This is a genomic window from Streptomyces chilikensis (genome assembly GCF_001642695.1).
GTDB lineage: Bacteria > Actinomycetota > Actinomycetes > Streptomycetales > Streptomycetaceae > Streptomyces > Streptomyces chilikensis.
Map to the genome: position 1 here is coordinate 3,761,718 of NZ_LWCC02000005.1, position 25,117 is coordinate 3,786,834.

A 25,117-nucleotide genomic window follows, 5' to 3' on the forward strand; every position below is an offset into this window, starting at 1 on the left:
TCGCCGGCGCGGGCGCCGCCGCGGCCCTCGGCCTGGGCGCCCCCCGGGCCCGCGCCGCCACCGGCCGCGCCACCGACGGAGGCCGGGACCGCGTCCTGCGCGTCCGCCCGGACGGCACCGGTGACCTCCCCACCGTCCAGGCCGCCGTCGACGCCACCCCGGACCACCCCGACCGGCCCTGGACGATCGTCCTCGCCCCCGGCACCTACCGGGAGACCGTCGGCGTCCCCGAGAGCAAGACCGGCCTCACCCTGCTCGGCTCCACGGGCGACCCGCGCGACACCGTGATCGTCCACGACAACGCCTCCGGCACGCCCAGGCCCGACGGCTCCGGCACGTACGGCACCTCCGGGAGCGCCACCGTCACCGCCGCGGCCGACGGGTTCACCGCCCGCCGCCTCACCTTTGCCAACGACTTCCTGCGCGCCGACCACCCGGAGATCACCGCGCAGCAGGCCGTCGCGCTGCGGGTGCTCGGCGACCGCAGCCTGTTCGACCGCTGCCGCTTCCTCGGTCACCAGGACACCCTGCTCACCGACACCCGCCACCGCACCCTGACCGCCCGGCAGTACTTCCACCGCTGCTACACGGAGGGCGACGTCGACTTCGTCTTCGGCCGGGCCACGGCCGTCCACGCCGGCGGCGAGTTCCGCATGCTCGACCGGCCCGTGGACTTCACCCCGTACGGCTTCGTCTTCGCGCCCAGCACGGCCGCCGGGACACCGCACGGCTTCCTCGCCGTGCGCTGCCGCTTCACCAGTGAGGCCCCGGACGGCGCCTACAAGCTCGCCCGGCCCTGGGTGCCGAGCAGCGACCCCACCGCGTGGCCGCGCCTCGTCGTCCGCGACAGCGTCATGGACGCCGGGACCGACACCGCGCAGCCGTACGCGAACATGCGCGAGCAGTACCCGTGGCAGGGCTTCCTGTTCCGCGAGTACGCCAACCGCGGCCCCGGCGCCAGGATCCCCGTGCCGGAGAACCGGCCCCTGCTCACCGCCGCCGAGGCCGCCGCGCACACGCCCGAGGCGTACCTGGGCGACTGGGACGCGCGGGCCGCCCTGCGGCGGGCCCGGTGACGGGACCCGCCACGGTGACGGGATCCGCCAGGGCGACGGGACCCGCCAGGGCGGCGCGGCGGCCTCAGAGCCTGCGGGTGGCCAGCGTGAGCCGGTCGCGGGCGTCGAACAGCGCGTCCACGATGGACTGCTCGTGGGCGGGCGTGAGCCGGGCCACCGGCACCGAGCAGCTGATCGCGTCGCGCGCCGGGGTGCGGTACGGGATCGCCGTGCCGAAGCACCGCAGCCCCAGCGTGTTCTCCTCCCGGTCGACCGCGTACCCCTGCTCGCGCACCTGGTGCAGCTCCTCGATCAGCCGCTCCCGGTCGGTGATGGTGTGCTCGGTCAGCGCGGGCAGCGTCTCCGGCAGCAGCGAGCGCACCTGGTCGTCGGTGAGGGACGCCAGCAGCGCCTTGCCGAGCGAGGTGGCGTGGGCCGGGAGGCGGCGGCCGATGCGGGTGAAGGGCCGCAGGTAGTGCTGCGACTGACGGGTGGCCAGGTACACCACGTTGGTGCCGTCGAGACGGGCGAGGTGGATGGTCTCCGTGGTGTCGTCGGAGAGCCTGTCCAGGGTCGGCCGGGCCGCCGCCACCACCTCGTCGCCGTCGATGTACGAGGTGCCGACCAGCAGCGCCCGCACACCGATGCCGTACCGCGTGCCCGTCGCGTCCGTCTCCACCCAGCCCAGCTCGACCAGGGTGCGCAGCAGCATGTACAGGCTCGACTTCGGATACCCGACGGCCTCCTGCACGGCGGCCAGGCTGTGCATGCCGGGCAGTCCGGCGAAGTACTCCAGCAACTCCACGGTCCGCACGGCGGACTTGACCTGTGCGCCACCCGTCTCGGCAGTCGGCATTCCCCTTGACCCCTTCGAACGCCCGCACATAGAGTTCCTGTCATTCATACACAGGAATGCGGTTCAGAATAGCGAACGCACCCCGGTCGTCTCCGGCCGTTGCGGCGGACCGGCGCACCGGCACCAACCGGAGGAACCCCACCGTGACCGCAGCACCAGTCTGGAGCGTCGATCCCCGAACCGGGAAGCGCCGGGAGGAGGTGGCGCGGGAGGCCGCGTCCGAGGACGTGGACCGCGCCGTGCGCGCCGCGCACGACGCCCGCGCGGCCCTGGCGGAGAGGCCCGCGCGGGCCGCCCTGCTGCGCACCGCGGCCCGCCTCCTGGACGAGGCGCAGGACGAGGTGGTCGGGACGGCCGACGCGGAGACCGCCCTCGGCGCCCCCCGTCTGACCGGAGAACTCGCCCGCACCACCGCGCAGTTGAGGGCCTTCGCGGACATCGTCGAGGAGGGCGGCTTCCTCGACGTGCGCATCGACCACGCCGACGGCACCCGCACCCCGCCCTGGCCCGACCTGCGGCGCTGGAAGGTGCCGATCGGCGTCGTCGCCGTCTACAGCGCCAGCAACTTCCCGCTCGCCTTCTCCGTGCCCGGCGGTGACACCGCCAGCGCCCTCGCCGCGGGCTGCCCCGTCGTCGTCAAGGCCCACCCGGACCACCCGGCCACCTCCGAGCTGTGCGCCTCGCTGCTGCGCCGGGCCGCGGCCGAGGAGGGCCTGCCCGAGGACGTCCTCGTCCTGGTCCACGGTTTCGACGCGGGCGTCGCGCTCGTGCGCCACCCGCTGGTCGCCGCCGCAGGGTTCACCGGCTCGGTGCGCGGCGGGAGGGCGCTGTACGACGCCGCCGCCGCGCGCGAGGTGCCCATCCCCTTCCACGGCGAGCTCGGCAGCCTGAACCCGGTCCTCGTCACCGAGGCCGCGGCGGCGGAGCGGGGCGAGGAGATCGGGGCCGGGCTCGCCGCGTCGATGACGCTGGGAGTGGGCCAGTTCTGCACCAAGCCGGGCTTCGCGCTCGTCCCCGAGGGGGCGGCCGGCGACGGCCTGGTCAAGGCGCTCACCGAGGCGGTGGCCGGCGGCCGGGGCGGCGTGATGCTCGACCACCGCATGCGCGACGCCTTCCTGGCCGGCGCCGCCGAGCGCGCCGGACTGCCCGGCGTGCAGGCGCCGGTGGTCCCCGGCCCGGACGGCGACCACGGGGTCACGGCGGGCTTCCTGACCGTCCCGGCGGGCCGGCTGGCCGCCGAGGACGAGCACGACGCGCTGCTGGAGGAGTGCTTCGGCCCGGTCACCGTGGTCGCCCGGTACGCGGGCGACGACGAGGCGGTGGCCGTCCTCGGCCGCCTGCCCGGGAACCTCACCGCGACCGTCCACCTCGGCGCCGAGGAGGCCGCGGGCGCGGACGGCCGGGGCGCGGCCCTGCTCGAACTGCTCACCCCGCTGGCCGGACGCGTCCTGGTCGACGGCTGGCCCACCGGCGTCGCCGTCGCCCCCGCGCAGCACCACGGCGGCCCGTACCCGGCCACCACCTCCACCTCCACCTCGGTCGGCGGCACGGCGATCGAGCGCTGGCTGCGGCCCGTCACCTACCAGTCGGCGCCGCAGGCGCTGCTGCCGCCGGAGCTGCACGACGACAACCCGCTCGGGCTCCCGCGCCGGGTGGACGGCCGCCCGGAGACGGGCGCGGGGCGGCCGGCGCCCCGCGCGGACGCGGACCCCGGCACGGACGCCGACACCGACGGCGCGGCGGGCGCCTGACCCCGCCCCGACGCCCGGATCCACCGCGGCCCGGCCCCGATCCGGGGGCCGGGCCGCGGTGTTGCGCGCGGGCGGCGGGGCGGCGGGCGGGCAGGCGGTGGGAGGTGGTGCGGGGCCGGACGGCGCCCGTGGCGCGGGGCGCCGGCTCGCGCGGGTCACGTGCGGGCGTGCGGTTCCGCGCCCGCACGCGGCCCGCGCCGCCGTGTACGGCGCCGCCCGCGCCCGGCTCCCCGAGGGCTTCGTCCGAGGGGCGCCCCGGCCCCCTGGACGGACCGGACCCCTGCGGACGGCGATCCGCCGCGGATGACCGCCCTGCCGCGCGGGCGCGCGTGCCGGTGCCGGTGCCGGTGCCGTCAGGCGACCACGCGGCCGTCGAGGACCACTCGGCGCGGGGCGGCCAGGACGGCCACGTCCTGGCGGGGGTCGGACGCGTAGACCACCAGGTCGGCCGGGGCCCCCTCGTCGAGGCCGGGGCGGCCCAGCCAGGACCGCGCCGCCCAGGACGCCGCCCCCACCGCGTCCGCGGCCGGGATGCCCGCCCGCACCAGTTCCGCGACCTCCTCCGCCACCAGCCCGTGCGGCAGCGTCCCCCCGGCGTCGGTGCCGACGAACACCGGCACCCCGGCGTCCCACGCGGAGCGCACCGTGTCGTAGCGCCGCTCGTGCAGCCGCCGCATGTGGGCCGACCAGCGCGGGAACCTCTCCTCCCCGCCCGCCGCCAGCTTCGGGAACGTGGCGATGTTGACCAGCGTCGGCACGATGGCCACTCCCCGTTCGGCGAAGAGCGGGACGGTCTCCTCGGTCAGTCCCGTCGCGTGCTCGACGCAGTCGATGCCGGCCTCCACCAGGTCCCGCAGCGAGTTCTCGGCGAAGCAGTGCGCCGTCACCCGCGCGCCCAGCCGGTGGGCCTCGGCGATGGCGGCCTCGACGGACTCGCGGGGCCAGCAGGGCGCCAGGTCGCCCTCGCCGCGGTCTATCCAGTCGCCGACCAGCTTCACCCAGCCGTCGCCGCGCCGCGCCTCCCGGGCGACGTACGCGACCAGGTCCTCCGGCTCGATCTCCCAGGCGAAGTTGCGGATGTAGCGCCGGGTGCGGGCGATGTGCCGCCCGGCCCGGATGATCTTCGGCAGGTCCTCGCGGTCGTCGATCCACCGCGTGTCGGCGGGCGATCCGGCGTCCCGCAGCAGCAGCGCCCCGGCCTCCCGCTCGGTCAGCGCCTGCTTCTCCGAGACGTCGTCCGGCACCGCGCCGCCCTCGCCGAGTCCGACGTGGCAGTGGGCGTCCACCAGTCCGGGCAGGACCCATCCCTCGACGGTGCGGACGTCCCGGGCGCCGGCCGGGCGGTCGTAGGTGATCCGTCCGCCGACCACCCAGAGCTCGTCCCGGACCTCCTCGGGCCCGGCCAGCACCCTTCCCCTCACCCGCAGCACCGCGCGATCACTCATGCACCGCACCCTAGATCCCCCGGCCCCGCCACGTCAGGAGGGGCCGCGCGCGGGACGTCACGAGGAGCGCCGGGAAGGGCGGCGGGAGGACGTGGGCAAGGGCGGCGGGAGGACGTCAGGAGGGGCGGCACAGCCTCGGGTTGGCGAGGTCGGCGCAGGGCCGCTGGCCGTGCTCACGGATGACGTCCTGGCCGACCTCCAGCGTGATGTACCGCAGGAACCCGGCGACCAGGGAGTCGGCCGGCGGCTGCCCGTAGGTGTACGCGTACTCCGTCGCCCAGTACGGGTAGACGCCCCGGTCGGCGGCGTCCAGTTCGGCGGGGTGGCCGTCGACGCGCACCAGGTGGAGGCGGTCCGCCTCGCCCGCCGCCGCGTGGGCCTCCGCGTAGCCGAGGGCGCCCGGGACCTCGGCCACCGTGTCCAGGACCTCCGCCGTGGAGCCGCGTTCGCAGCGCAGCGCGGGGTTGTCGGGACGGGGGACCCGTCCGCGGCAGTCGTGCGAGGTGACGTTGGGCTCGGTGGCTCCGCCCAGCATCCGTTCCTCCAGGGCCCGGCGGCTGCCGGAGCTGGAGTACCGGCCGACCAGCGCGATCGGCAGGTCGTCGCCGCCCACCTCCTTCCAGTTGAGGTGCCGGCCGGAGTAGATCCGCCGGATCTGCTCCGGGGTCAGGTCCTGCACCCCCGCCTCCTTGTTGACGACCAGGGTGAAGAGGGAGAACGACACGGGGCGCGGCAGGAGCTGCGGGTGCCCGTCGCCCTTGTGGCCGTCGGAGAAGGCGAGCATCGCCGGGCCGTCCTCGCCCGCTCCGCGGCCCGCCTCGTCGAGGGCGCGGACGCCTTCCTGGCTGCCGGCCGCCCGGATGCGGATCTCCACGTCGCCGGGGGCGTCGCGGCACGCCTCGCGGTAGCTCTCGGCGGCCTTCTCCACCACGGGGCGGAAGGCGGTGGAGCCGACCACGGTGAGTTCGCCGGAGGCGCAGTCCACCGCGGCGGTGGAGTCCTCCCCGGACACGTAGTACAGCGCGACGATCAGCGACGCCATCACGGTGATCAGCGCGACCACGCCCCTGGACACGCCCGCCCGGTACCGGGTCCGGGTGATCCGGCCGCCCTTGATCCTGCTCTCCATCACCGCGTCGGACTCGTCGCCGTCCCGGTCGGGGGCGGCGTCCCCGTCGAGTTCGTCCAGCAGCACCAGCACCTTGTAGTGCTCGTTCCTGTTGAGCGGCACCCGGGGCAGCCTCAGCACGTCGGGGTCCGCCCGCTCCGGGTCCTGGTTGAGCTCGGGGACGGCGTTGGTGGGCGAACTGGGCCCGCGGCGCGTGGGGTCGAAGGCCCGCACGACCCGGCGGCGCGGGAAGCGGACGGACAGGCCGACGGGGTCGGTCTCCATGTAGTCGTCGACGTCGACGGGGACCGAGCCGTTGTTCTCGATCCGCACCAGCACCAGCGACGGGTGCCGGGCGCCGGCGAACTCCCCGCCGAACGCCCGGGTGTCCATCTGGATGCGGTAGCCGAGCCGCTTCCGGCCGATGAAGAAGTACTCGTACACGCCGGCCACCGCCGGTATGACGACGCCGAGCACGGTGAGGGTGATCTCCCAGGGGAACGTGTCCATGGTGCGGACAAGGTACGGCCGGGTCCGCGCCGTGGGGAGGGTGGGGGGAACGGCCGCCGGTGAAGTTCACCGGCCGTTGCCGCCTCGTTCGGCGGAGGTGCGGACGCCGTACCCCCCGGGCCCGGAACCGGGCGGTCCGTGGCCCGGCGCGGCACCGGTTACCCTCGGGGCGCGCCGGGCTTCCCGGCGTTCCCGCATTCCCGCATTCCCTGAGCGAAGAGAGCACCACCGTGACCCACCCCTTCCTGGACCTGGCTCCGCTCAGCGCCGCCCGTTTCGCGACCGTCGCGGACCGGGTGGCGCGCCTCCTGCGCACCCGGAACGACGTCGTCATCACCCAGGGCGAGGCGCTGCTTCCGCTGGAGGGCGCGATCCGCGGCTGCGCGGGTCCGGAGACGGTGGCGCTGAACGTGATCACCGGCCCGTACGGGCAGACCTTCGGCGACTGGCTGCGGGACTGCGGCGCGACGGTGCACGACCTGGCGGTGCCGTTCCACACCGCGGTGACCGCCGGGCAGATCCGCGAGGCGCTGGCCGAGCACCCCGAGATCGACTTCGTCTCCCTGGTGCACGCCGAGGCGGCCACCGGCAACACCAATCCGGTCGCGGAGATCGGCGAGGTGGTCCGGGAGCACGGGGCGCTGTTCTACCTGGACGCGGTGGCCTCGGTCGGCGCCGAGCCGGTGCTGACGGACGCGTGGGGCGTCGACCTGTGCGTGATCGGCGCGCAGAAGGCGCTGGGCGGTCCGGCGGGCGTCTCGGCGGTCTCGGTGAGCGAGCGGGCCTGGGCCCGGATGGCCGCCAACCCGCGGGCCCCGCGCCGGTCGTACCTGTCGCTGCTGGACTGGAAGGAGCGCTGGATCGACCGCGGCCGCACCGCGCTGCTGCACGCGCCGGCGCAGCTCGAGATGCTGGCGCTGGACGCCTGCGTGGAGCGGGTGGAGCACGAGGGCCTGGAGGCGCTGATGGCGCGTCACGCCGCGGCCGCCGCCGCGACCCGGGCCGGCGCGGTCGCCCTGGGCGGCGGACTGGAGCCGTACGTCCACGACGCGAAGGACGCCGCTCCGGTGGCGACCACGCTGCGCACCCCGGCGGGCGTGGTGGCCTCCGAGCTGGTGGCGCGGGCGCTGGCGGCGGACCCGGCGCTGCCGCTGGCGGCGGGCGGCGGCGCGCTGGCGGCCGAGATGATCCGGGTCAACCACTACGGCCGGGACGCCACGCCGGGCGCGGTGCAGGGCAGCCTGGCCGCGCTGGGTTCCGCGCTGGCGGAGCGGGGCGTCGAGGTGGACCTGGCGAGGGCGCTGCGGGCCGCCGCGGCCGCCTGGAAGTAGCGGGTCCTCCCCCACCCCACGCCTGCCGGTCGCTCCCGCACGGGTGTCCGGCCGCCGGGAATGCGGCGGCCGGACGCGGGGTTGGCGCACTGGAGAACCGTCGCGAACTTCTGGAGTACCCCGTGCGTGTGGAAATCTGGTCCGACATCGCCTGCCCCTGGTGCTATGTCGGGAAGGCCCGTTTCGAGAAGGCGCTGGCCGGGTTCGCGCACCGCGACGAGGTCGAGGTCGTGCACCGGTCGTTCGAGCTGGACCCCGGGCGGGCCAAGGGCGACGTGGAGCCGGTGCTCGGGCTGCTGGCCGCGAAGTACGGGATGAGCGAGGAGCAGGCGCGGGCCGGCGAGGCGAACCTGGCGGCGCAGGCGGCCGGGGAGGGCCTGCCGTACCGGGCCGAGGGCCGGGACCACGGCGGCACCTTCGACCTGCACCGGCTGCTGCACCTGGCGAAGGAGCGCGGACGGCAGGGCGAACTGCTGGACCTCTTCTACCGGGCCAACTTCGCCGAGGAGCGGTCCGTCTTCGCCGACGCCGACGAGTACCTGGTCGAGCTGGCCGTGCGGGCCGGGCTGGCGGAGGACGAGGTGCGGACGGTGCTGGGCGATCCGGCGGCGTTCGCGGACGAGGTGCGGGCGGACGAGCGGGAGGCGGCGGAACTCGGCGTGGGCGGGGTGCCGTTCTTCGTCATCGACCGCAGGTACGGGGTGTCCGGGGCGCAGCCGGCGGAGCTGTTCTCCCAGGCGCTGGCCCAGGCGTGGGGCGAGCGGTCCCCGCTGACGGTCCTCTCCGACGGCGACGCCTGCGGCCCCGAAGGCTGTGAGGTCCCCCGGCCGTGACGCGCGGCGGCGGGGGGCGGTGACGGGCTCGCCGTCCACCGCGTCCGCCGCGTCCCGGGCAGGACGCCCCGTGGACGGAACCCGGGCCGTGGCGGCATCGTGAGTCCCATGCCGAACCTCGACGATGCCGCCGCGTCCGAATTCCGTCCCGGGAACGTGTACCTGAACACCGCTGCCGTCGGGTTGCTCCCGGCGCGCGCCTCGCGGGCCGTCCGCTCGGCGCTGGAGGACGCCGCGACCGGCCGTCCCGCCGACGTCTTCGGACCGGTGGAGGAGGCGCGCGCCTCCTACGCCAGGATCATGGGCGTCTCCCCCGGCCGGGTCGCCGTGGGCACCTCGGTGGCGTCCTACTGCGGGCTCGTCGCCGCCTCGCTCCCCGCGGGCGCCGAGGTGCTCACCGCCGAGGGGGACTTCAGTTCGCTGGTCAACCCGTTCCACGTGCGCGGCGATCTGAAGGTCCGGTCCGTCCCGCTGGAGCGGATCCCGGAGGCGGTCGGTCCGGGGACCGCGATGGTGGCGGTCAGCGCCGTCCAGTCCGCCGACGGCCGGCTGGTCGACCTGCCGGCGCTGCGCGCGGCCGGCGCGGCGCACGGCGCCAGGATCTGCCTGGACGTCTCCCAGGCCGCCGGCTGGCTCCCGCTGGACGCCGGGGAGTACGACTTCACCGTCACCGTCACCCACAAGTGGCTGTGCTCCCTGTTCGGCCTGGCGTTCCTGACCGTCCCGGAGGACTTCGGCGGGCTGCTCCCGCTGTCGGCCGGCTGGGTGGCGGGTGAGGACCCGTGGGCGAGCTGTTACGGGCCGATCGGTGAACTGGCGCGCAGCGCGCGGCGGTTCGACGAACCGCAGAGCATGGCCTGCGTCGCCGCCCCGCGTTCCCTGGCGCTCTTCGAGGAACTCGGGGTGGAGGCGGTCCACCGTCACGACCTGGCGCTGGCCGACCGCTTCCGCGAGGGCCTGGCCCGGCTGGGGCACGAGCCGCTGCCCTCGCCGGGGTCGCCGATCGTGTCGGTGCCGGGGCTGGGGGGAAGGCAGCCCGAGCTGTCCGCGGCCGGGATCGAGCTCTCCGACCGGGCGGGCAGTCTGCGGGCCGCCTTCCACCTCCACAACACCCCCGCGGACGTCGACCGCCTGCTCGACGTCCTGGCGGGCTGAGCGAGGGGGACGCTCAGCGCACCGGGGTGAAGTCGCGGGCCCCGAGGAACTCCGGGCGCCGCACCGGCGCGGCGAACGGGTCGACGGCCGCGTTCTCCACGCTGTTGAACACGATGAAGACGTTGCTGCGCGGGAACGGCGTGATGTTGTCGCCGGACCCGTGCATGCAGTTGCAGTCGAACCAGGTCGCCGAACCGGCCCTGCCCGTGAAGAGCTTGATGCCGTGCTGTCCGGCGAGGGCGGTGAGCGCCTCGTCGGACGGCGTGCCCGCGTCCTGCATCTGCAGCGACTTCTTGTAGTTGTCCTTCGGGGTGGCGCCCGCGCAGCCGAGGAAGGTCTTGTGCGACCCCGGCATGATCATCAGGCCGCCGTTGGTGTCGAAGTTCTCGGTGAGGGCGATCGACACCGACACGGTCCGCATGTTCGGCAGGCCGTCCTCGGCGTGCCAGGTCTCGAAGTCCGAGTGCCAGTAGAAGCCGGAGGCGCCGAAGCCGGGCTTGACGTTGATCCGGGACTGGTGGACGTAGACGTCCGAGCCCAGGATCTGCCGGGCGCGGCCCACGACCCGCTCGTCGGCGACCAGGCCGGCGAACAGCTCGCTGATCCGGTGGACCTCGAACACCGAGCGGATCTCCTGGGTCCGCGGCTCGACGACGGAGCGCTCGTCGGCGCGGATCTCCGGGTCGGCGACCAGGCGGTCCAGCTCACGCCGGTAGACCTGGACCTCCTCGGGGGTGATCAGCTGGTCGACCGCCAGGAAGCCGTCGCGTTCGAAGGCGCCCAGGTCCTGCGGGCCGAGCGGGCCCGGAGCGTCGGGGCTGCCCCAGACGACGGGGTCCTGGCGGGGCACCATCACCTCCTGGGCGCCGCGGGTGGGGTACAGGTCGGTGACGCCGTTGCCGGCGGGTGTGGTCGTCGCGGTGGACACGGGCTCAGACCTCCTCGGTGATCAGGGGGTAGACGCCGTTCTCGTCGTGGTCCTCCCGTCCGGTGACGGGCGGGTTGAAGACGCAGATGCAGCGGAAGTCCGTCCGCGGCCGCAGGGTGTGCTTCTCGTGGCCGTCGAGGAGGTACATGGTCCCGGGCGTGATCAGGTACTTCTCACCGGTGGTCTCGTCGGTGAGCTCGGCCTCGCCCTCGGTGCAGACCACCGCCTCGATGTGGTGGGCGTACCACATGGTGGTCTCGGTGCCCGCGTAGAGGACCGTCTCGTGCACGGAGAAGCCGACGCCCTCCTTGGCGAGGACGATGCGCTTGCTCTCCCAGGTACCGGTCGCGGCCTTGACGTGCCGGTCGGTGCCCTCGATCTCCTTGAAGGATCGGACTATCACGGTGTGGTGCTCACCTCTCCGGTGGTCGTGCGGCGGTCGTGCGGGACGGTGCTGCGGCGTGTCACGCCGTCTCCCGCACGGCCCGGTCGAGGACGCGGAGGCCCTCGTCCAGCTCGTCGGGCGTGATCGTCAGCGCGGGGAGCAGCTTGACGACCTCGCCCTCCGGGCCGGAGGTCTCGATGAGCAGGCCGTGGTCGAAGGCGCGGCGCGCCACCCGGCCGGCCCGCTCCTTGTCGTGGAACTCCAGGCCCCACACCAGGCCGCGGCCGCGGTACTCCTTGACGTGGGGGCGGTTCTCGGCGGTGATCTGGGCCAGCGCCTGGTCGATCTGCAGGCCGCGGGCCAGGGTCTGCTTCTCCAGCGCGTCGCCTTCGGACCAGTAGGTCTCCAGGGCGGCGGTGGCGGTGACGAAGGCCGGATTGTTGCCGCGGAAGGTGCCGTTGTGCTCGCCCGGCTCCCACACGTCCAGTTCGCCCTTGAAGAGGCAGAGCGACATCGGCAGGCCGTAGCCGCTGATGGACTTCGAGACGGTGACGATGTCCGGGGTGATGCCGGCCTCCTCGAAGGAGAAGAAGGCGCCGGTGCGGCCGCAGCCCATCTGGATGTCGTCGACGATCAGCAGCATGTCCTGCCGCTCGCACAGGTCGGCGAGGGCGCGCAGCCACTCCGGGCGGGCGACGTTGATGCCGCCCTCGCCCTGCACGGTCTCCACGATCACCGCGGCGGGCTTGTTGAGGCCGGAGCCCTGGTCCTCCAGGAGCCGCTCGAACCAGAGGAAGTCCGGGACCTTGCCGTCGAAGTAGTTGTCGAACGGCATCGGGGTGCCGTGCACCAGCGGAATGCCCGCGCCGGCCCGCTTGAAGGCGTTGCCGGTGACGGCGAGCGAGCCGAGCGACATGCCGTGGAAGGCGTTGGTGAAGGAGACGATCGCCTCGCGGCCCTTCACCTTGCGGGCCAGCTTGAGCGCCGACTCGACGGCGTTGGTGCCGGTGGGGCCGGGGAACATGACCTTGTACGGCAGGTGGCGCGGCTGGAGCACCAGGCGGTGGAAGGTCTCCAGGAAGGCGCGTTTGGCCGTCGTCGACATGTCCAGGCCGTGGGTGACGCCGTCCCGCTCCAGGTAGTCGAGCAGGGCGCGCTTGAGCACCGGGTTGTTGTGGCCGTAGTTCAGCGAACCCGCGCCCGCGAAGAAGTCCAGATAGGCGCGGCCCTCCTCGTCGTACATGTGACTGCCCTGAGCGCGGTCGAAGACCGTGGGCCAGGCGCGGCAGTAGCTGCGGACCTCGGACTCCAGGGACTCGAAGACGGTCAGGTCGGGCTGGGTGACGGTCACGACGGGCAACTCCTCGTGGGGTGAAGGAAGGGGGGAAGGGTTCGGGGCGCTGCGGCGGGGTTCCGGGGTGCGAGGGCGGCCTGACGGCCCGGGCTCACAGCGGCGCGATGCGGTGCAGCACCTCGGGGGCGTGGGCCTCGCCCTCGGCGGGGAAGCGCTCGGCCTCGAACAGGACCTCGCGCGTCAGGTCCGCGCCGTGGCGGGCGGCGAAGGAGGCGAAGAGGCGCTCGGACGCCCGGTTGCCGGGGGTGATGGTGGTCTCGACGGTGTCCACGCCGAGTTCGCTGTCGCGGTCGATCCGGGCCACCAGCTCGTCGAGCATGCGGCCGGCCAGCCCGTGGCCGCGGTGGCGCTCGTCCACGGCCACCTGCCACACCAGCAGGACCCGCGGGTCCTCGGGGCGCAGGAAGCCGGTGACGAATCCGGCGACCCGGCCGTCCTCGGTACGGGCCACCGCGGAGGTCGAGGCGAAGTCGCGGCACCACAGCAGGTAGCTGTAGGAGGAGTTGAGGTCGAGCGTCCGGGAGTCACGGGCGATGCGCCACAGGGCGGCGCCGTCGGCCACGTTCGGGCGGTCGACGCGGAATCCGTCACGGAATCCGCCGGAGAATTCGGAAGAGGTCGTCTGCGTCGTCTGCGTCGGGGCTGCTTGAAGGGCAGTCATGCGAATGGAACTTACCCAGCCGAATTGAGAAATGCATTCCCGCGCGGGGTTACGTGTCCGCACGGGCTGTGGTATCACGCAGGCGCGGGGCGGGGCGGAACGGGGCGGCGTTATGCGAGGATTGCACCGGAAAAACCCGGCGAAACGGGCGCGATGTGAACCTGATTACATTGGCGTAACACTGTGCCGGCGCCCACGGAAGACCTTCTCGATCTTCGCCGGATCTTGACGTTTGACCTGTCGGGAAATGGGCATGAGCGAATAGGGAACGAGCGGCTCGTCAGCTTTAGAATTCCCCTCCCCCATTACCTGCCGCAATGCTTTCGCGTTCCTCGCATTCCGTCTCGCCGTCCCCGGAGGCCCGGCCTCCGCGGGTCCTTTCCGCCCGGACCGGTCACCCGGTCCGTCGACGGCGGGCCCTCCGGGGCGGGGGCGGCGGGCCGCCCGGGAGCGGAGGTTCTCCCTCCCCGGATCCCACCCGTCCGGCCCCGGTAAGGGAACGGTAAAAGCGTTCCGCTCGTTCTCCCTCACATGACCGCTATGACACCTGGCTCGAACATCCCGCTCAGCCCCGCCCGCGTGACGGTCGAGGTCGCCGCGCCGGTGCGGCTGGACGTCTCGGGCCTGATGCTCACCGCCGACGGCAAGGTGCGCTCCGACGACGACTTCATCTTCTACAACCAGCCGGCCGGGCCGGGCGTGACCTACCGCTCGGGCGGCGGTACGGCTCCCGACGGCATCACCGTGGACACCGCCGCGGTCCCCCCGGCCATCGAGAAGATCGTGGTCACGGCCAGCCCGGACGCGGCGGGCCAGACCTTCCAGGGCATCGAGCCCACCGCCACCCTCCGCGACGCCGCCGACGGCTCCGTCCTCGCCACCTTCACCCCGCCGGCCCTCGGTTCCGAGACGGCCCTGCTGGTGATGGAGATCTACCGGCGCAACGGCGTCTGGAAGGCCCGCGCCGTGGGCCAGGGCTACGCCGACGGGCTGGCCGGCATCGCCACCGACTTCGGGGTATCCGTGGAGGAGCCCGCGCCCGCCCAGGCGGCCCCCGCGGCACCTCCCGCGCCCGCCGCTCCGCCGGTGACGCCGCCGCCCGCCGCGCCCGCCCAGCCCACGATCGCCGACCCCCGGGCGTTCGCCGCCACTCCCCCGGCCGCGCCGGCCGCTCCCGCCGCCCCGGCGCCGGGAGCCGGCAAGATCAACCTCGACAAGGGCCGGGTGTCGCTGCAGAAGCAGCAGACGGTGTCCCTGGTCAAGGGCGGGCAGCCGGTCCTCTCCCAGGTGCGGATGGGGCTCGGCTGGGAGCCCGCCTACCGCGGCCGGGACATCGACCTGGACGCCTCGGTGATCGCCTACGGCCCGCAGCGCAACGTCGTCGACGCCTGCTACTTCGGCAAGCTGTCCATTCTCAACGGCGCCGTCAAGCACTCCGGCGACAACCTGACCGGCGAGGGCGGCGGGGACGACGAGGTCATCGCCGTCGACCTGGGCCGGCTTCCGCAGGAGGTCACCGGCCTGGTCTTCACCGTGAACTCGTTCACCGGCCAGAAGTTCACCGAGGTCTCGAAGGCCTACTGCCGCCTGCTGGACACCGCGGGCAACGAGCTGGTCCGCTTCGACCTGACCGGCGCGGAGCCCAAGACCGGCGTGATGATGGCCAAGTTCATCCGCCAGTACTCCGGCGAGTGGGAGATGACGGCCATCGGCGACTTCGTCAAGGCCCGCACGGTCCGCGACATGCTCAAGCCGGCCGCCCAGGCCCTCTGACGGCTCCCGCCGCCCCGGCCGGTGGCGGCGGGCCGCCCCCAGCGCGGAGGCCGCGGTGGCGCCGGGCCCGCTGCGGGTGGAGGCGGCCTTCGCGGCGGTGGGCGGCGAGCCGGTGACGGAGGCCGCGCGACGGCTGCGCGAGGCGGTCGCCGCGGCCGCCGGCGAGCTGGGGCTGGCCGTCGGGGCGGTCGATCTGAGGGTGACGGACCTGCTCCTCGACGAGGACGCCCGTCCGGGTGACGACGACCTGGAGGAGGACGAGGAGGCGCCCGCAGCCCCGCCGGGTCCCGCCCGGCCGGCCGGGACCCGCCCGGCTCCGGCGGGCGGCGACGAGGCGCTGGTCGAGGCGGCGGTGCGGGCCGTGCACGGCGTGCTGGAACCGCGCGGGATGCCGGTGGTCCCCGGCGGACCGCCGCGGCGGGCACTGCACCTGTCCCGCGAGGCGGCGACCGGCCGGCACCTGGTGCGGGTGGACGTGGCGGTGAGCCGGGCGCGGCGGCCGGCGGAGGTGGCGCTGGAGGTGCGGCGGGCCGTGACGACGGTGCTGCCGGAGGCCGCGGTCGCGGTGCTGGTCACCGCGGTGGAGTAGGCGGCGGTCGCGAGCACGCGGTGGGCGTGGGCGCGGTGGACGGGCGGCGGTCGCGGTCGCCGCGGCGGAGGGTCCGGGAACGCCGGAGGGCCCGGCGGAGAGCGGGTCTCCGCCGGGCCCTCCGGGCGCGATGGCCCAGGGTCCGGTCCGGCCGGGCCGGACCGGACAGGTCCCGCCCGGCCGATTCAGGTCAGGTCAGGTCAGGTCAGGCGACGATCAGGTAGATCCCGAACGCCACCGCCGCCGCGCACGCGGCGAAGCAGGCGTAGGCGCCGGTGACCGCGAGGGGGGCCGAGCCGCCGGTGCGGGCCGCCTTCTCCTTCTGGGAGAGGCCGGCGATGCCGAGGGTGAACAGGCCCACCAGGAGAACCGTGGCCACGAGGCTGACCCCGAAGACGGAGCCGAGAGCCGCCCAGTCGATCTTCATGCTGCTTCTCTTCCTACTTCGTTGCGGGTGCGCTAGGGGGCGTCAGACCTTGGCGGGCGCGGAGGCCGGCTTGTCGTCGGCCGAGGCGGCGGAGCCGGTGGCCTGGTAGGGCATCACGCGCTCCAGCTCCTCCTCGATCGCCATGGTCGGGGGCGGGGTGACCGCGGCGACGGCGTCGGCGACGACCCCGTCCTCCTCGACGTGGTTCACGTTGGTGTGGTCCACGACCTCGCGGCGGGAGACCAGCCAGATGGCGAGGCTGGAGCCGACCAGGAAGACGGCCACGACCACGGTGCCCCAGGTGCCCTGCTTCGTCACGAACTCGGCGCCGGCGGCGACCAGCGCGGCGGCCGGCAGCGTCAGCAGCCAGGCGACCAGCATCCGGCCGGCGGTGGACCAGCGGACCACGCCGCCCTTGCGGCCGAGGCCGGCGCCCATCACGGCGCCCGAGACGGAGTGCGTGGTGGAGAGCGAGAAGCCCAGGTGCGAGGAGGCCAGGATGACGGTGGCCGCGGAGGTCTGGGCGGCGAAGCCCTGCTGCGGCTGGAGGTCGGTCAGGCCCTTGCCCATGGTGCGGATGATGCGCCAGCCGCCGAGGTAGGTGCCGAGCGCGATGGCCACGCCCGCGGAGGCGATGACCCAGACCGGCGGGTCGGAGTCCGGGACGAGGACGCCGCCGGTGACCAGGGCCAGGGTGATGACACCCATGGTCTTCTGCGCGTCGTTGGTGCCGTGGGCGAGGGAGACCAGGGCGGCGGAGGCGATCTGGCCGGCCCGGTAGCCCTTCTTGGCGGTCTGCTCCTCGGTCTTCGACCCGAGCTTGTACGTGATCCGCGCGCCGACCGTGGCGGCGATGCCGGCCACCAGCGGGGCGGCGAGCGCCGGGATCAGCACGTTGGTGATCAGCGTGCCGCCGTTCACCGCGCCGAAGCCGGCGGAGGCGACGGTGGCGCCCAGGAGACCGCCCATGAGGGCGTGGGAGGAGCTGGAGGGCAGGCCGACCAGCCAGGTCAGCAGGTTCCAGAGGATGGCACCCACCAGGGCCGCGAAGATCACCTCGGGCTGGATCCCCGACTCGTCGACGAGTCCCTTGGAGATCGTGTTGGCGACCTCCACGGAGAGGAAAGCACCCACAAGGTTCAGCACGGCGGACATGGCCACGGCGGTCTTCGGCTTCATCGCGCCGGTGGAGATCGTGGTGGCCATGGCGTTGGCGGTGTCGTGGAAACCGTTCGTGAAATCGAACGCGAGAGCGGTGATCACCACAATCGCGAGGATCAGCGAGAAGCTTTCCATTTACCCAGGCAATCGTTCGACGTCATTGGCGATTCGAACGTAAGTAACGAGGGTGAACGGAAGGTGAACTGACGCCCTACGCGCGGTTTACGGTCACCCATGCGGACCCCACGGCGGTGCCGCGACGGCGGAAACGGAGATCGGCGGGAACTGTCGACATGTCGATACAGCCTGGTGGGCGGGGTGCCGGCGGCCGTCCGACGCTCCGCCCGCCGCGGCGGGCGGAGCGTGCCGGGATGATCCTTGTCACGCCGTGGCCGGGGCCCGGCCGGGGTGGCAGGATCCCGGGCATGCGGGAGACGGAACCGGCGAGCATACCGGACGGAACGGGACAGGCGTGGCGGCGGCTGGTGGCGACCGCCCGGCGCACCCACGACGAGGGGCTGGTGGTCGGCACCTCAGGCAACGTCTCGGTGCGGGTGGGGGACACGGTGCTGGTGACGCCCTCGGGCGTGCCGTACGACCGGCTGGGGCCGCGGGACCTGGTCGGGGTGGGGCTGGACGGACGCCGGCTGCTGGGGACGGCCGAGCCGACCAGCGAGCTGCCGCTGCACCTGGCGGTCTACCGCGCCACCGGCGCGCGGGCCGTGGTGCACACCCACGCCGTGCACGCGACCGCCGTCTCCACGCTGGTCGACGAGCTGCCGCCGGTCCACTACATGACCGCCGCGCTCGGCGGTCCGGTCCGCGTCGCCCCGTACGCGGCCTACGGCACCCCGGAACTGGCCGGGGCAACGCTGGCCGCACTGGAGGGCCGCTCGGCCTGTCTGCTGCGCAACCACGGGACGGTCGCCTACGGCGAGGACCTCGACCAGGCGTACGACCGGACCGCCCAGCTGGAGTGGATGTGCCGCCTGTGGCTCCTCGCCTCCTCCGTCCCGGGCCGCACCCCCGCCCTGCTCACCCCCGCCCAGCTCGCCGAGACCGCCGGGCGCCTGCGCCGCTACGGCCGTCGCACCGGGGGCTGACACCGCCGGAACGGGGAACACGTGCGGTGCGGGGAGCCCGGTCGCGGCTCCGGTGGCGAGGCGGGGAGAACCCCTTGAAACTGGTCGGGTGCGCACAGTGAACTTCAGGACGGCGAACTCCAGGGCGGGGAGCCTCAGGGCGGGCGCCTCCAGGGCGGGGGGCCCCAGGTTGGGCGGCATCAAGGCGGCGACCGTCACGGCGGTCGCCGGAGCCGCGGCGGCGGTGGCCGCCGGACGGCTCGCGGGCGACGCCGCGCTGAGGACGCCCCCGGGCCGCCCGCTGCCCACGGAGCCGCACCTCAGCGTGCACGACGTGGGCGAGGACTGGATCAGCCTCACCCGCGACCTGGCGACCCTGCGTCCCGGGTTCTACGGACTGGTGGGCAAGGACGACGGGGACGGCGGTCCGCACGCCGTGGTCGGGCCGGTCCGCGAGGACCTCCCGCATCCCGCCGACGCGGTGGTCCGCCGTCTGGAACGCGTCACCCGGGGCGCCTTCCGCCGCGGCCACCAGGTGTGGCTCACCCCGTCGCTGCGCGTCGGCAACCCGGTGACCGCCCTGGACCTGACCTACGCCGACGTGGAGGTGCCGGGCGAGCTGGGCCTGCTCCCCGCCTGGTTCCTGCCGGGCCGGCGTTCCACCTGGGTGATCGCCGCGCACGGCCTGGGCTCCACCCGCGAGCAGGTCCTCAACCTGCTCCCCTTCTTCCACGAGCAGGCCTTCCCGGTGCTCGCCCTCGCCCACCGGGGCGACCCGGACGCGCCCCGCCCCCCGGACCGCCGCTTCCACTTCGGCGAGACCGAGTGGCGGGACCTGGACGCCGCGATCCGCTACGCCGTCCGCTACGGGGCCCGCCGGGTGGTGCTCCTCGGCTGGTCCGCCGGCGCCACCATGGCCCTGCGCGCCGCCCAGCGCTCCGGGCTGCGGAGCCGGATCGCCGGACTGGTGCTGGACTCGCCGGTGCTGGACTGGGAGGCCACCGCGCGCACCCTCGCCACCGCCCGCGGGGTGCCCCGGGCGCTGCTGCCGCTCGCGGTGCGCGCGGCCCGCGGCCGGCTCCAGGCGCACGAGGACCCCGCCTTCGACGACCCGGAGCCGCTGCGGACGCCGACGCTGATCCTGCACGGCCCGGACGACGAGGTGGCGTCCTGGGAACTGTCGCGGAGCCTGGCGGACCGGCTTCCGCGTCTCGTCACCCTGCGGACCTTCCGCGGCGCCCCGCACGCCGCCATGTGGAACAGCGACCCGACGCGCTACGAGGAGGCCGTACGCCGCTTCCTCACCCCCTTCATGTGACCACCCCGAAAGCCTCCTGAGGCCCCGTTCCGAAGGCCGGACGGGGGTTCCGTTTGGGTTTTCGGTCTCCCACCCGAGAGACTGCCCCCGTGACGTCCCGTATTCCGCGCGACTCCAGGCTTCGACTCGTCCGCACCCGATCCCTGGCCGCCGCCCCCCGAGTGACGGACCAGCGGCGCGCCCCCAGGCCGGCGCCCCGACCACCCGAGGGCACGCCGGCCCGGTCCGCACTGGCCGCCATGGCACGCGCCCGGCTGGCCGAGGCGGTCCGCGTGGCCCGCTGGGCCGACGCGGCCCTGGGCCCCGGCACCCAGGGCGGAACCCCCGACGGCAAGGGCACGCTCTCCGACCGGACCGCCGCCCGCGCCGCCCGCGAACTGGGGCTGACCACCGGGCAGGTCCGTTCCCACTGGGACATCGCCCGGCTGGCCGGCCTGGTCGAGGTGCACGGCGCCGACGCCCGCCCCGGCTGGCGGCTGCGCGCCTGGGACCGCGACGACAGCGCCGTGCTGCGCGGCTGGGTGGCCCTGTTCGACGCCTGGTCGCTGGCCTGCCCGGAGCCCGGCGGCCAGGAGCCCTCCGCGGTCGCCGACACCGTCTCCGCGATGCCCCAGGTCCTCTCCTTCCTCCAGCTGTCGGCCGGTCCGGTCCCGGTGGAGCAGCTCCTGGACCTGCTCGGCCAGCGCGTCACCGAACTGCGCACCGAACGCTGCGAGGTCCCCTACGCCGCGGCGCCCGAGGCCGACCCCACCGAGCCCTCCGCGGCGCCCCCGCGCCCCGAGGACCGGCGGGCCGCCGAGCCCGTCGCCCCGGACGAGCTCGCCCCGCTGCTCGACTGGGCGCTGGGCGCGCTGGCCGGCGTCGGCGCCCTGGAGCTGGGCTCCGAAGGACAGGGCCGTCAGGCCACCCTCACCCCGCTCGGCAGCTGGGCGGTGTGGGTCAAGCTGGAGCAGATCTGCGTGGCCGCGCAGAGCCCGGCGGGCAACATCGAGCAGGCCGCCGAGGACATGCTCCGCGGCTGCGCCCGGCTGCGCCCCAACGCCGCCCGCGCCGAGTACCAGGCGTGGCTGGCCGCCCGGCCGGTGGGCCGCGCGGTGACCGAGCTGCTGGCCGCCGCCCGCGGCGAGGACGCGCTGCTGCGCGGACTCGCCTTCGAGGCGCTGCGGGTGGTCGGGGCCCCGGCCGAGGCCGAGGTCCGCGCCGCGGCCGCCGAGGCGACCCTGCGGCCCTACGCGCTGCTCTGGCTCGCCGAGCACGACGGCGCCGACCCGGAGGACGCGCACGAGGCGCTCACCCGGGACGAGGCGACCTGGCTCTGGGTGGACACCGCAGCGGCCGTCGCCGACCACGGCGAGGGGCCCATGCTGGTGCGCCACCTGGAGTCCGCGGTGCAGGCCACGGTGCCCCAGCTGCTGCAGGAGGTGCGCGCCGTCGGCCATCCCCGGACCGTGCAGGTGCTGGTGGCGCTGGCCGCCGCGCACCCCGACCCGGCGCTGGCCAAGGCCGTGCGCCGGGCCGCCTTCCAGGTGCACACCGGAGGCGGCTGAGGCTTAGGCGGCCGGCCGCCGGAGCGGTGACGCCCGGGGCCGGTCACCCGGCCGGACCGGTGCCCGCCCGCCCCGTCCGGCCGGCTTCCGCCGGGGACCCCGTCAGGCCGGCACCTCGGGGGCGTACGTGCCGAAGCTCCAGACGTTGCCCTCGAGGTCCCTGGCCATGTAGTCCCGCGAGCCGTAGTCCTGGTCGGCCGGCGCCGTCAGGATCTCCACCCCGTGTTCCACCGCGCGGGCGTGGTGGGCGTCGACGTCCTCGACCACCACGTAGACCCCGGCCGGGCCCGCGTGCCTCATGGCCTCGGCGAACGCCCCGCGGCCGGCGTCCCGGGAACCGAGCATCACCACACCGCCGCCCTGCGTCAGCTCGGCGTACGCCACCGTGCCGTCCTCGCCCTCGTGGAGGGAGAGTTCGCGGAACCCCAGTCCCTCGGTCAGCTGCCGGACCGCCGCCCTGGCGTCCGCGTACAGCAGTGTCGGGCACAGGCCGGGGCCTCCGCCGCGCGCGTCCGTCATCGCTCCCACCTTCTCCTCCTCGCGCTCGTCCCGCGCTGTCCGTATCGCCTGATGTGTGACCCGTTGCACAGTCTTGCACCGGGGTCCGACAACGCACGCCGGAGAAAGTGCTTGCATGCGCCCGCTAGACTTTCGTCATGGCCATTCTCCTCGCGCATTAGACGGCGGTACGCCTCCGCGAAGACCGTCCGCCCTCATCCCACGCCCTGGAGTCTGACCATGATCACCGCCACCGGCATCGAACTGCGCGCCGGCGCCCGCGTCCTCATCGAGTCCGCCAGCTTCCGCGTCGCCAAGGGCGACCGGATCGGCCTGGTCGGCCGCAACGGAGCCGGCAAGACCACCCTCACCAAGGTCCTGGCCGGCGAGGGCATCCCCGCCGCCGGAACGGTCACCCGCTCCGGCGAGGTCGGCTACCTCCCGCAGGACCCCCGCACCGGCGACCTCGACGTGCTCGCCCGCGACCGCGTGCTGTCCGCCCGCGGGCTCGACGTGCTGCTGCGCAAGATGCGCGAGAACGAGGAGCGCATCGCCAACGGCAAGGGCTCCACGCGCGAGAAGGCGATGAAGCAGTACGAGCGCCAGGAGACGGAGTTCCTCACCAAGGGCGGTTACGCCGCCGAGGCCGAGGCCGCCACCATCGCCGCCGCGCTGAACCTTCCCGACCGGGTGCTCGGCCAGCCGCTGCACACCCTCTCCGGCGGTCAGCGCCGCCGCATCGAGCTGGCCCGCATCCTCTTCTCGGACGCGGACACCCTGCTCCTGGACGAGCCCACCAACCACCTCGACGCGGACTCGATCGTCTGGCTGCGGGACTACCTGAAGAGCTACCGCGGCGGCTTCATCGTGATCTCCCACGACGTGGAGCTGGTGGAGACGGTCGTCAACAAGGTCTTCTACCTCGACGCCAACCGCGCCGCGATCGACGTCTACAACATGGGCTGGAAGCTCTACCAGCAGCAGCGCGAGGCGGACGAGAAGCGCCGCAAGCGCGAGCGCCAGAACGCCGAGAAGAAGGCCGCCGCGCTCAACGCGCAGGCCGACAAGATGCGCGCCAAGGCCACCAAGACGGTCGCCGCGCAGAACATGGCCCGCCGCGCCGAGCGGCTGCTCTCCGGCCTGGACGAGGTCCGCCAGTCCGACAAGGTCGCCAAGCTCCGCTTCCCGGAGCCGGCGCCCTGCGGCAAGACCCCGCTGATGGCCGAGGAGCTCTCCAAGTCCTACGGCTCGCTGGAGATCTTCACCGACGTCGACCTGGCCATCGACAAGGGCTCGCGCGTCGTCATCCTCGGCCTCAACGGCGCGGGCAAGACCACCCTGCTGCGCATGCTGGCCGGGGTGGAGCAGCCCGACACCGGCAGGATCATCCCCGGGCACGGCCTGAAGATCGGTTACTACGCCCAGGAGCACGAGACCCTCGACCCGGACCGCACGGTGCTCGAGAACATGCGCTCGGCCGCCCCCGACATGGACCTGGTCGAGGTCCGCAAGGTGCTCGGCTCGTTCCTGTTCTCCGGCGACGACGTCGACAAGCCGGCCGGGGTGCTCTCCGGCGGTGAGAAGACCCGGCTCGCCCTGGCGACGCTGGTCGTCTCCTCGGCCAACGTCCTCCTGCTGGACGAGCCCACCAACAACCTGGACCCGGCAAGCCGCGAGGAGATCCTCGGGGCGCTGCGCACCTACACGGGCGCGGTGGTGCTGGTGACCCACGACGAGGGCGCCGTGGAGGCGCTCCAGCCGGAGCGGATCATCCTGCTCCCGGACGGCATCGAGGACCTCTGGGGCGCCTCGTACGCCGACCTGGTGGCGCTCGCCTGACCCGTATTGGATCATTCGGACGATCCCTGGTCCTTCATCTGTGTGAGAACTCCTGGTCCCCGGGTGTGTGCCGCACGGATTCCCCGGCCGGGCCTCCCCCCTCACGGAGGTCCGGCCGTCCGCTTCCATGACCTGCTGCTTCATCCTGAATACCGCTCAGCTGTGCGGGTACCGGTCGACGGACTGAGGCATTCCGATTGTGCGCACACGCTCCTGTCGTCAAAAGCCGGTCTTACCGACCTTGCCGAATGGGTGGCCAGGACGGCGGGGAGGGGTGATCATGAGAGGACCAGAGCGCACTTCCCACGAGGAGGCACGGGTGGCCGAGACTCTGAAGAAGGGCAGCCGGGTGACCGGCCCCGCGCGCGACAAGCTCGCGGCAGACCTGAAGAAGAAGTACGACTCCGGTGCGAGCATCCGGGCACTGGCCGAGGAGACCGGCCGCTCGTATGGCTTCGTGCACCGGATGCTCAGCGAGTCGGGCGTCACGCTCCGTGGGCGTGGCGGGGCGACGCGCGGCAAGAAGGCATCCGCCTGAGGCCGGGCAGCCGTCGACTCCGATGAACGGCGGCCACCCGGTCGGTCCTCCGGCCGGCCGGGTGGTTACTGTGCAGTCACTTACCGGCGTGCCCCCGGGGACGCCGGCCGACCGCACCCCTTCGGAGGCGTCATGACTTCGCTCGCCCCCGTCCTCGACAAGGACGGAGTCCGGCTCGTCGTCGACGGCGAGACCGCGACGGTGACCTTGACCAACCCGGCCAGGCGCAATGCGCAGAGCCCCGCCCTCTGGCGTGCCCTCGCGGAAGCCGGCCGGGCGCTTCCGGGCGCCGTCCGGGTGGTCGTGCTCCGCGGTGAGGGCAAGTCCTTCTCCGCCGGCCTCGACCGGCAGGCGTTCGCGCCCGAGGGGTTCCCCGGCGAGCCGTCGTTCCTCGACATGGCCCGCGACGGCGAGGAGCGGACCGACGCGCTCATCGCCGGGTACCAGGAGGCGTTCACCTGGTGGCGGCGCAACGACATCGTCTCCGTCGCGGCCGTGCAGGGGCACGCCATCGGGGCGGGCTTCCAGCTGGCGCTCGCCTGCGACCTGCGGGTCGTCGCGGACGACGTGCAGTTCGCCATGCGGGAGACCAGCCTGGGCCTGGTGCCCGACCTCACCGGAACGCAACCGCTGGTGGCGCTCGTGGGATACGCCCGTGCGCTCGAGATCTGCGCCACCGGACGGTTCGTGACGGCCGAGGAGGCGGTCGGCAGCGGGCTGGCCAACCTCGCGGTGGCGCGGGACGAGCTGGACGGGGCGGTGCGGGACCTCGTGGCGGCCCTGCTGGCCGCGCCGCGGAACGCGGTGATCGAGACGAAGGCGCTGCTGCGGGGAGCGGCGGGGCGCACGCTCGACGAGCAGCGGGCCGCGGAGCGGGCCGCGCAGGCGCGGCGCCTGCGGGACCTCGCCGGCGTGGGCGAGTAGCCACCCGCCGCCCACGCCGTCCGGCCGGGGCCCCGCCCGGGGCGCCGGC

Annotated in this window: 23 protein-coding genes; 13 read left to right on the forward strand and 10 right to left on the reverse strand. The window is 74.2% G+C overall.

Translation table 11 applies throughout. The annotated features are described in order from the left end of the window. Window positions 1–1,076: pectinesterase family protein (locus A2U95_RS16785; protein ID WP_166023391.1), on the forward strand; the 1,076-nt coding region annotated here is incomplete at its 5' end. A 64-nt stretch (window positions 1,077–1,140) separates the two neighbouring features. Here A2U95_RS16785 and A2U95_RS16790 read toward each other — a convergent pair. Beyond that, entirely contained in the window at window positions 1,141–1,911 is a 771-nt protein-coding gene (locus tag A2U95_RS16790; RefSeq protein ID WP_166023393.1) for an IclR family transcriptional regulator, read from the reverse strand. 143 nt (window positions 1,912–2,054) lie between these two features. Here A2U95_RS16790 and A2U95_RS16795 point away from each other — a divergent pair, with 143 nt between their 5' ends. Beyond that, window positions 2,055–3,662: an aldehyde dehydrogenase (NADP(+)) gene (locus tag A2U95_RS16795; protein ID WP_166023395.1), complete on the forward strand. Its 1,608-nt coding sequence runs from the start codon at window positions 2,055–2,057 to the stop codon at window positions 3,660–3,662. A gap of 353 nt (window positions 3,663–4,015) precedes the next feature. Here A2U95_RS16795 and A2U95_RS16800 read toward each other — a convergent pair whose 3' ends face one another. Beyond that, window positions 4,016–5,107: an amidohydrolase family protein gene (locus A2U95_RS16800; RefSeq protein WP_166023397.1), complete on the reverse strand. Its 1,092-nt coding sequence runs from the start codon at window positions 5,105–5,107 to the stop codon at window positions 4,016–4,018. Window positions 5,108–5,222: 115 nt separating this feature from the next. Then, window positions 5,223–6,725, reverse strand: a complete 1,503-nt coding sequence (locus A2U95_RS16805) for a PstS family phosphate ABC transporter substrate-binding protein (RefSeq protein WP_166023400.1) — start codon at window positions 6,723–6,725, stop codon at window positions 5,223–5,225. A gap of 230 nt (window positions 6,726–6,955) precedes the next feature. Here A2U95_RS16805 and A2U95_RS16810 point away from each other — a divergent pair, with 230 nt between their 5' ends. The 3 genes from A2U95_RS16810 to A2U95_RS16820 all read left to right on the forward strand — a co-directional run bounded on the left by A2U95_RS16810 (window position 6,956) and on the right by A2U95_RS16820 (window position 10,044). Beyond that, a complete protein-coding gene (locus A2U95_RS16810; RefSeq protein WP_166023402.1) occupies window positions 6,956–8,056 on the forward strand; it encodes a pyridoxal-phosphate-dependent aminotransferase family protein in 1,101 nt (366 codons plus the stop codon). A gap of 122 nt (window positions 8,057–8,178) precedes the next feature. Next, window positions 8,179–8,889: a DsbA family oxidoreductase gene (locus A2U95_RS16815; RefSeq protein WP_166023404.1), complete on the forward strand. Its 711-nt coding sequence runs from the start codon at window positions 8,179–8,181 to the stop codon at window positions 8,887–8,889. 108 nt (window positions 8,890–8,997) lie between these two features. Further along, a complete protein-coding gene (locus tag A2U95_RS16820; protein ID WP_166023406.1) occupies window positions 8,998–10,044 on the forward strand; it encodes an aminotransferase class V-fold PLP-dependent enzyme in 1,047 nt (348 codons plus the stop codon). Window positions 10,045–10,057: 13 nt separating this feature from the next. Here A2U95_RS16820 and thpD read toward each other — a convergent pair whose 3' ends face one another. From thpD to ectA, 4 genes are all read right to left on the reverse strand, one after another. Further along, window positions 10,058–10,897 (reverse strand): ectoine hydroxylase, encoded by an 840-nt coding sequence (gene thpD / locus A2U95_RS16825; RefSeq protein WP_166025298.1) that lies wholly within the window; start codon window positions 10,895–10,897, stop codon window positions 10,058–10,060. 79 nt (window positions 10,898–10,976) lie between these two features. After that, window positions 10,977–11,375 (reverse strand): ectoine synthase, encoded by a 399-nt coding sequence (locus A2U95_RS16830; protein ID WP_166023408.1) that lies wholly within the window; start codon window positions 11,373–11,375, stop codon window positions 10,977–10,979. A gap of 61 nt (window positions 11,376–11,436) precedes the next feature. Beyond that, the gene (gene ectB / locus A2U95_RS16835; RefSeq protein WP_166023410.1) at window positions 11,437–12,708 is read right to left on the reverse strand and encodes a diaminobutyrate--2-oxoglutarate transaminase; all 1,272 of its coding nucleotides are present in this window, start codon (window positions 12,706–12,708) and stop codon (window positions 11,437–11,439) included. 94 nt (window positions 12,709–12,802) lie between these two features. After that, window positions 12,803–13,372: a diaminobutyrate acetyltransferase gene (gene ectA, locus A2U95_RS16840; protein ID WP_166023412.1), complete on the reverse strand. Its 570-nt coding sequence runs from the start codon at window positions 13,370–13,372 to the stop codon at window positions 12,803–12,805. A gap of 540 nt (window positions 13,373–13,912) precedes the next feature. Here ectA and A2U95_RS16845 point away from each other — a divergent pair. Together A2U95_RS16845 and A2U95_RS16850 are read left to right on the forward strand one after the other, a co-directional pair. After that, a complete protein-coding gene (locus tag A2U95_RS16845; protein WP_166023414.1) occupies window positions 13,913–15,145 on the forward strand; it encodes a TerD family protein in 1,233 nt (410 codons plus the stop codon). Between the two features lie 55 nt (window positions 15,146–15,200). Beyond that, window positions 15,201–15,734, forward strand: coding sequence for a nucleopolyhedrovirus P10 family protein (locus tag A2U95_RS16850; RefSeq protein WP_166023416.1), 534 nt, complete (start codon window positions 15,201–15,203; stop codon window positions 15,732–15,734). A gap of 205 nt (window positions 15,735–15,939) precedes the next feature. Here A2U95_RS16850 and A2U95_RS16855 read toward each other — a convergent pair whose 3' ends face one another. Both A2U95_RS16855 and A2U95_RS16860 read right to left on the reverse strand, forming a co-directional pair. Then, window positions 15,940–16,161 (reverse strand): hypothetical protein, encoded by a 222-nt coding sequence (locus A2U95_RS16855; RefSeq protein WP_166023418.1) that lies wholly within the window; start codon window positions 16,159–16,161, stop codon window positions 15,940–15,942. Between the two features lie 42 nt (window positions 16,162–16,203). Further along, entirely contained in the window at window positions 16,204–17,457 is a 1,254-nt protein-coding gene (locus A2U95_RS16860; RefSeq protein WP_166023420.1) for an inorganic phosphate transporter, read from the reverse strand. 290 nt (window positions 17,458–17,747) lie between these two features. On the opposite strand from A2U95_RS16860, the gene A2U95_RS16865 reads away from it, so the two are divergent. The 3 genes from A2U95_RS16865 to A2U95_RS16875 all read left to right on the forward strand — a co-directional run bounded on the left by A2U95_RS16865 (window position 17,748) and on the right by A2U95_RS16875 (window position 21,269). Then, window positions 17,748–18,425 (forward strand): class II aldolase/adducin family protein, encoded by a 678-nt coding sequence (locus A2U95_RS16865; RefSeq protein WP_166023422.1) that lies wholly within the window; start codon window positions 17,748–17,750, stop codon window positions 18,423–18,425. Between the two features lie 169 nt (window positions 18,426–18,594). After that, complete coding sequence (locus A2U95_RS16870) at window positions 18,595–19,722, forward strand: alpha/beta hydrolase (protein ID WP_166023424.1); 1,128 nt, start codon at window positions 18,595–18,597, stop codon at window positions 19,720–19,722. Window positions 19,723–19,961: 239 nt separating this feature from the next. Then, entirely contained in the window at window positions 19,962–21,269 is a 1,308-nt protein-coding gene (locus tag A2U95_RS16875; protein WP_166023426.1) for a hypothetical protein, read from the forward strand. Between the two features lie 102 nt (window positions 21,270–21,371). Here the strand turns inward: A2U95_RS16875 and A2U95_RS16880 are convergent, their stop codons facing one another. Beyond that, window positions 21,372–21,788 carry a VOC family protein gene (locus tag A2U95_RS16880; RefSeq protein ID WP_166023428.1) on the reverse strand — a complete coding sequence of 139 codons (417 nt, stop codon included), beginning with the start codon at window positions 21,786–21,788 and terminating at the stop codon, window positions 21,372–21,374. A gap of 219 nt (window positions 21,789–22,007) precedes the next feature. Between A2U95_RS16880 and A2U95_RS16885 the strand changes: the two genes are divergently transcribed. The 3 genes from A2U95_RS16885 to A2U95_RS16895 all read left to right on the forward strand — a co-directional run bounded on the left by A2U95_RS16885 (window position 22,008) and on the right by A2U95_RS16895 (window position 25,068). Continuing rightward, on the forward strand, window positions 22,008–23,606 hold the full coding sequence (locus A2U95_RS16885) for an ABC-F family ATP-binding cassette domain-containing protein (protein ID WP_166023430.1): 1,599 nt from the start codon (window positions 22,008–22,010) through the stop codon (window positions 23,604–23,606). Window positions 23,607–23,925: 319 nt separating this feature from the next. Beyond that, a complete protein-coding gene (locus A2U95_RS16890) occupies window positions 23,926–24,144 on the forward strand; it encodes a helix-turn-helix domain-containing protein (protein WP_023542602.1) in 219 nt (72 codons plus the stop codon). Between the two features lie 132 nt (window positions 24,145–24,276). Next, window positions 24,277–25,068: an enoyl-CoA hydratase/isomerase family protein gene (locus A2U95_RS16895; RefSeq protein ID WP_166023432.1), complete on the forward strand. Its 792-nt coding sequence runs from the start codon at window positions 24,277–24,279 to the stop codon at window positions 25,066–25,068. Window positions 25,069–25,117: the final 49 nt, after the last annotated feature.

Excerpts from the sequence above, each read along its gene's own strand:
- A2U95_RS16790 (WP_166023393.1), bottom strand. The coding sequence starts at position 1,911 with ATGCCGACTGCCGAGACGGGTGGCGCACAGGTCAAGTCCGCCGTGCGG.
- A2U95_RS16800 (WP_166023397.1), bottom strand. The coding sequence starts at position 5,107 with ATGAGTGATCGCGCGGTGCTGCGGGTGAGGGGAAGGGTGCTGGCCGGG.
- A2U95_RS16805 (WP_166023400.1), bottom strand. The coding sequence starts at position 6,725 with ATGGACACGTTCCCCTGGGAGATCACCCTCACCGTGCTCGGCGTCGTC.
- A2U95_RS16820 (WP_166023406.1), top strand. The coding sequence starts at position 8,998 with ATGCCGAACCTCGACGATGCCGCCGCGTCCGAATTCCGTCCCGGGAAC.
- thpD (WP_166025298.1), bottom strand. The coding sequence starts at position 10,897 with ATGGTGCCCCGCCAGGACCCCGTCGTCTGGGGCAGCCCCGACGCTCCG.
- ectA (WP_166023412.1), bottom strand. The coding sequence starts at position 13,372 with ATGACTGCCCTTCAAGCAGCCCCGACGCAGACGACGCAGACGACCTCT.
- A2U95_RS16845 (WP_166023414.1), top strand. The coding sequence starts at position 13,913 with ATGACACCTGGCTCGAACATCCCGCTCAGCCCCGCCCGCGTGACGGTC.
- A2U95_RS16855 (WP_166023418.1), bottom strand. The coding sequence starts at position 16,161 with ATGAAGATCGACTGGGCGGCTCTCGGCTCCGTCTTCGGGGTCAGCCTC.
- A2U95_RS16860 (WP_166023420.1), bottom strand. The coding sequence starts at position 17,457 with ATGGAAAGCTTCTCGCTGATCCTCGCGATTGTGGTGATCACCGCTCTC.
- A2U95_RS16865 (WP_166023422.1), top strand. The coding sequence starts at position 17,748 with ATGCGGGAGACGGAACCGGCGAGCATACCGGACGGAACGGGACAGGCG.
- A2U95_RS16875 (WP_166023426.1), top strand. The coding sequence starts at position 19,962 with ATGGCACGCGCCCGGCTGGCCGAGGCGGTCCGCGTGGCCCGCTGGGCC.
- A2U95_RS16880 (WP_166023428.1), bottom strand. The coding sequence starts at position 21,788 with ATGACGGACGCGCGCGGCGGAGGCCCCGGCCTGTGCCCGACACTGCTG.
- A2U95_RS16885 (WP_166023430.1), top strand. The coding sequence starts at position 22,008 with ATGATCACCGCCACCGGCATCGAACTGCGCGCCGGCGCCCGCGTCCTC.
- A2U95_RS16895 (WP_166023432.1), top strand. The coding sequence starts at position 24,277 with ATGACTTCGCTCGCCCCCGTCCTCGACAAGGACGGAGTCCGGCTCGTC.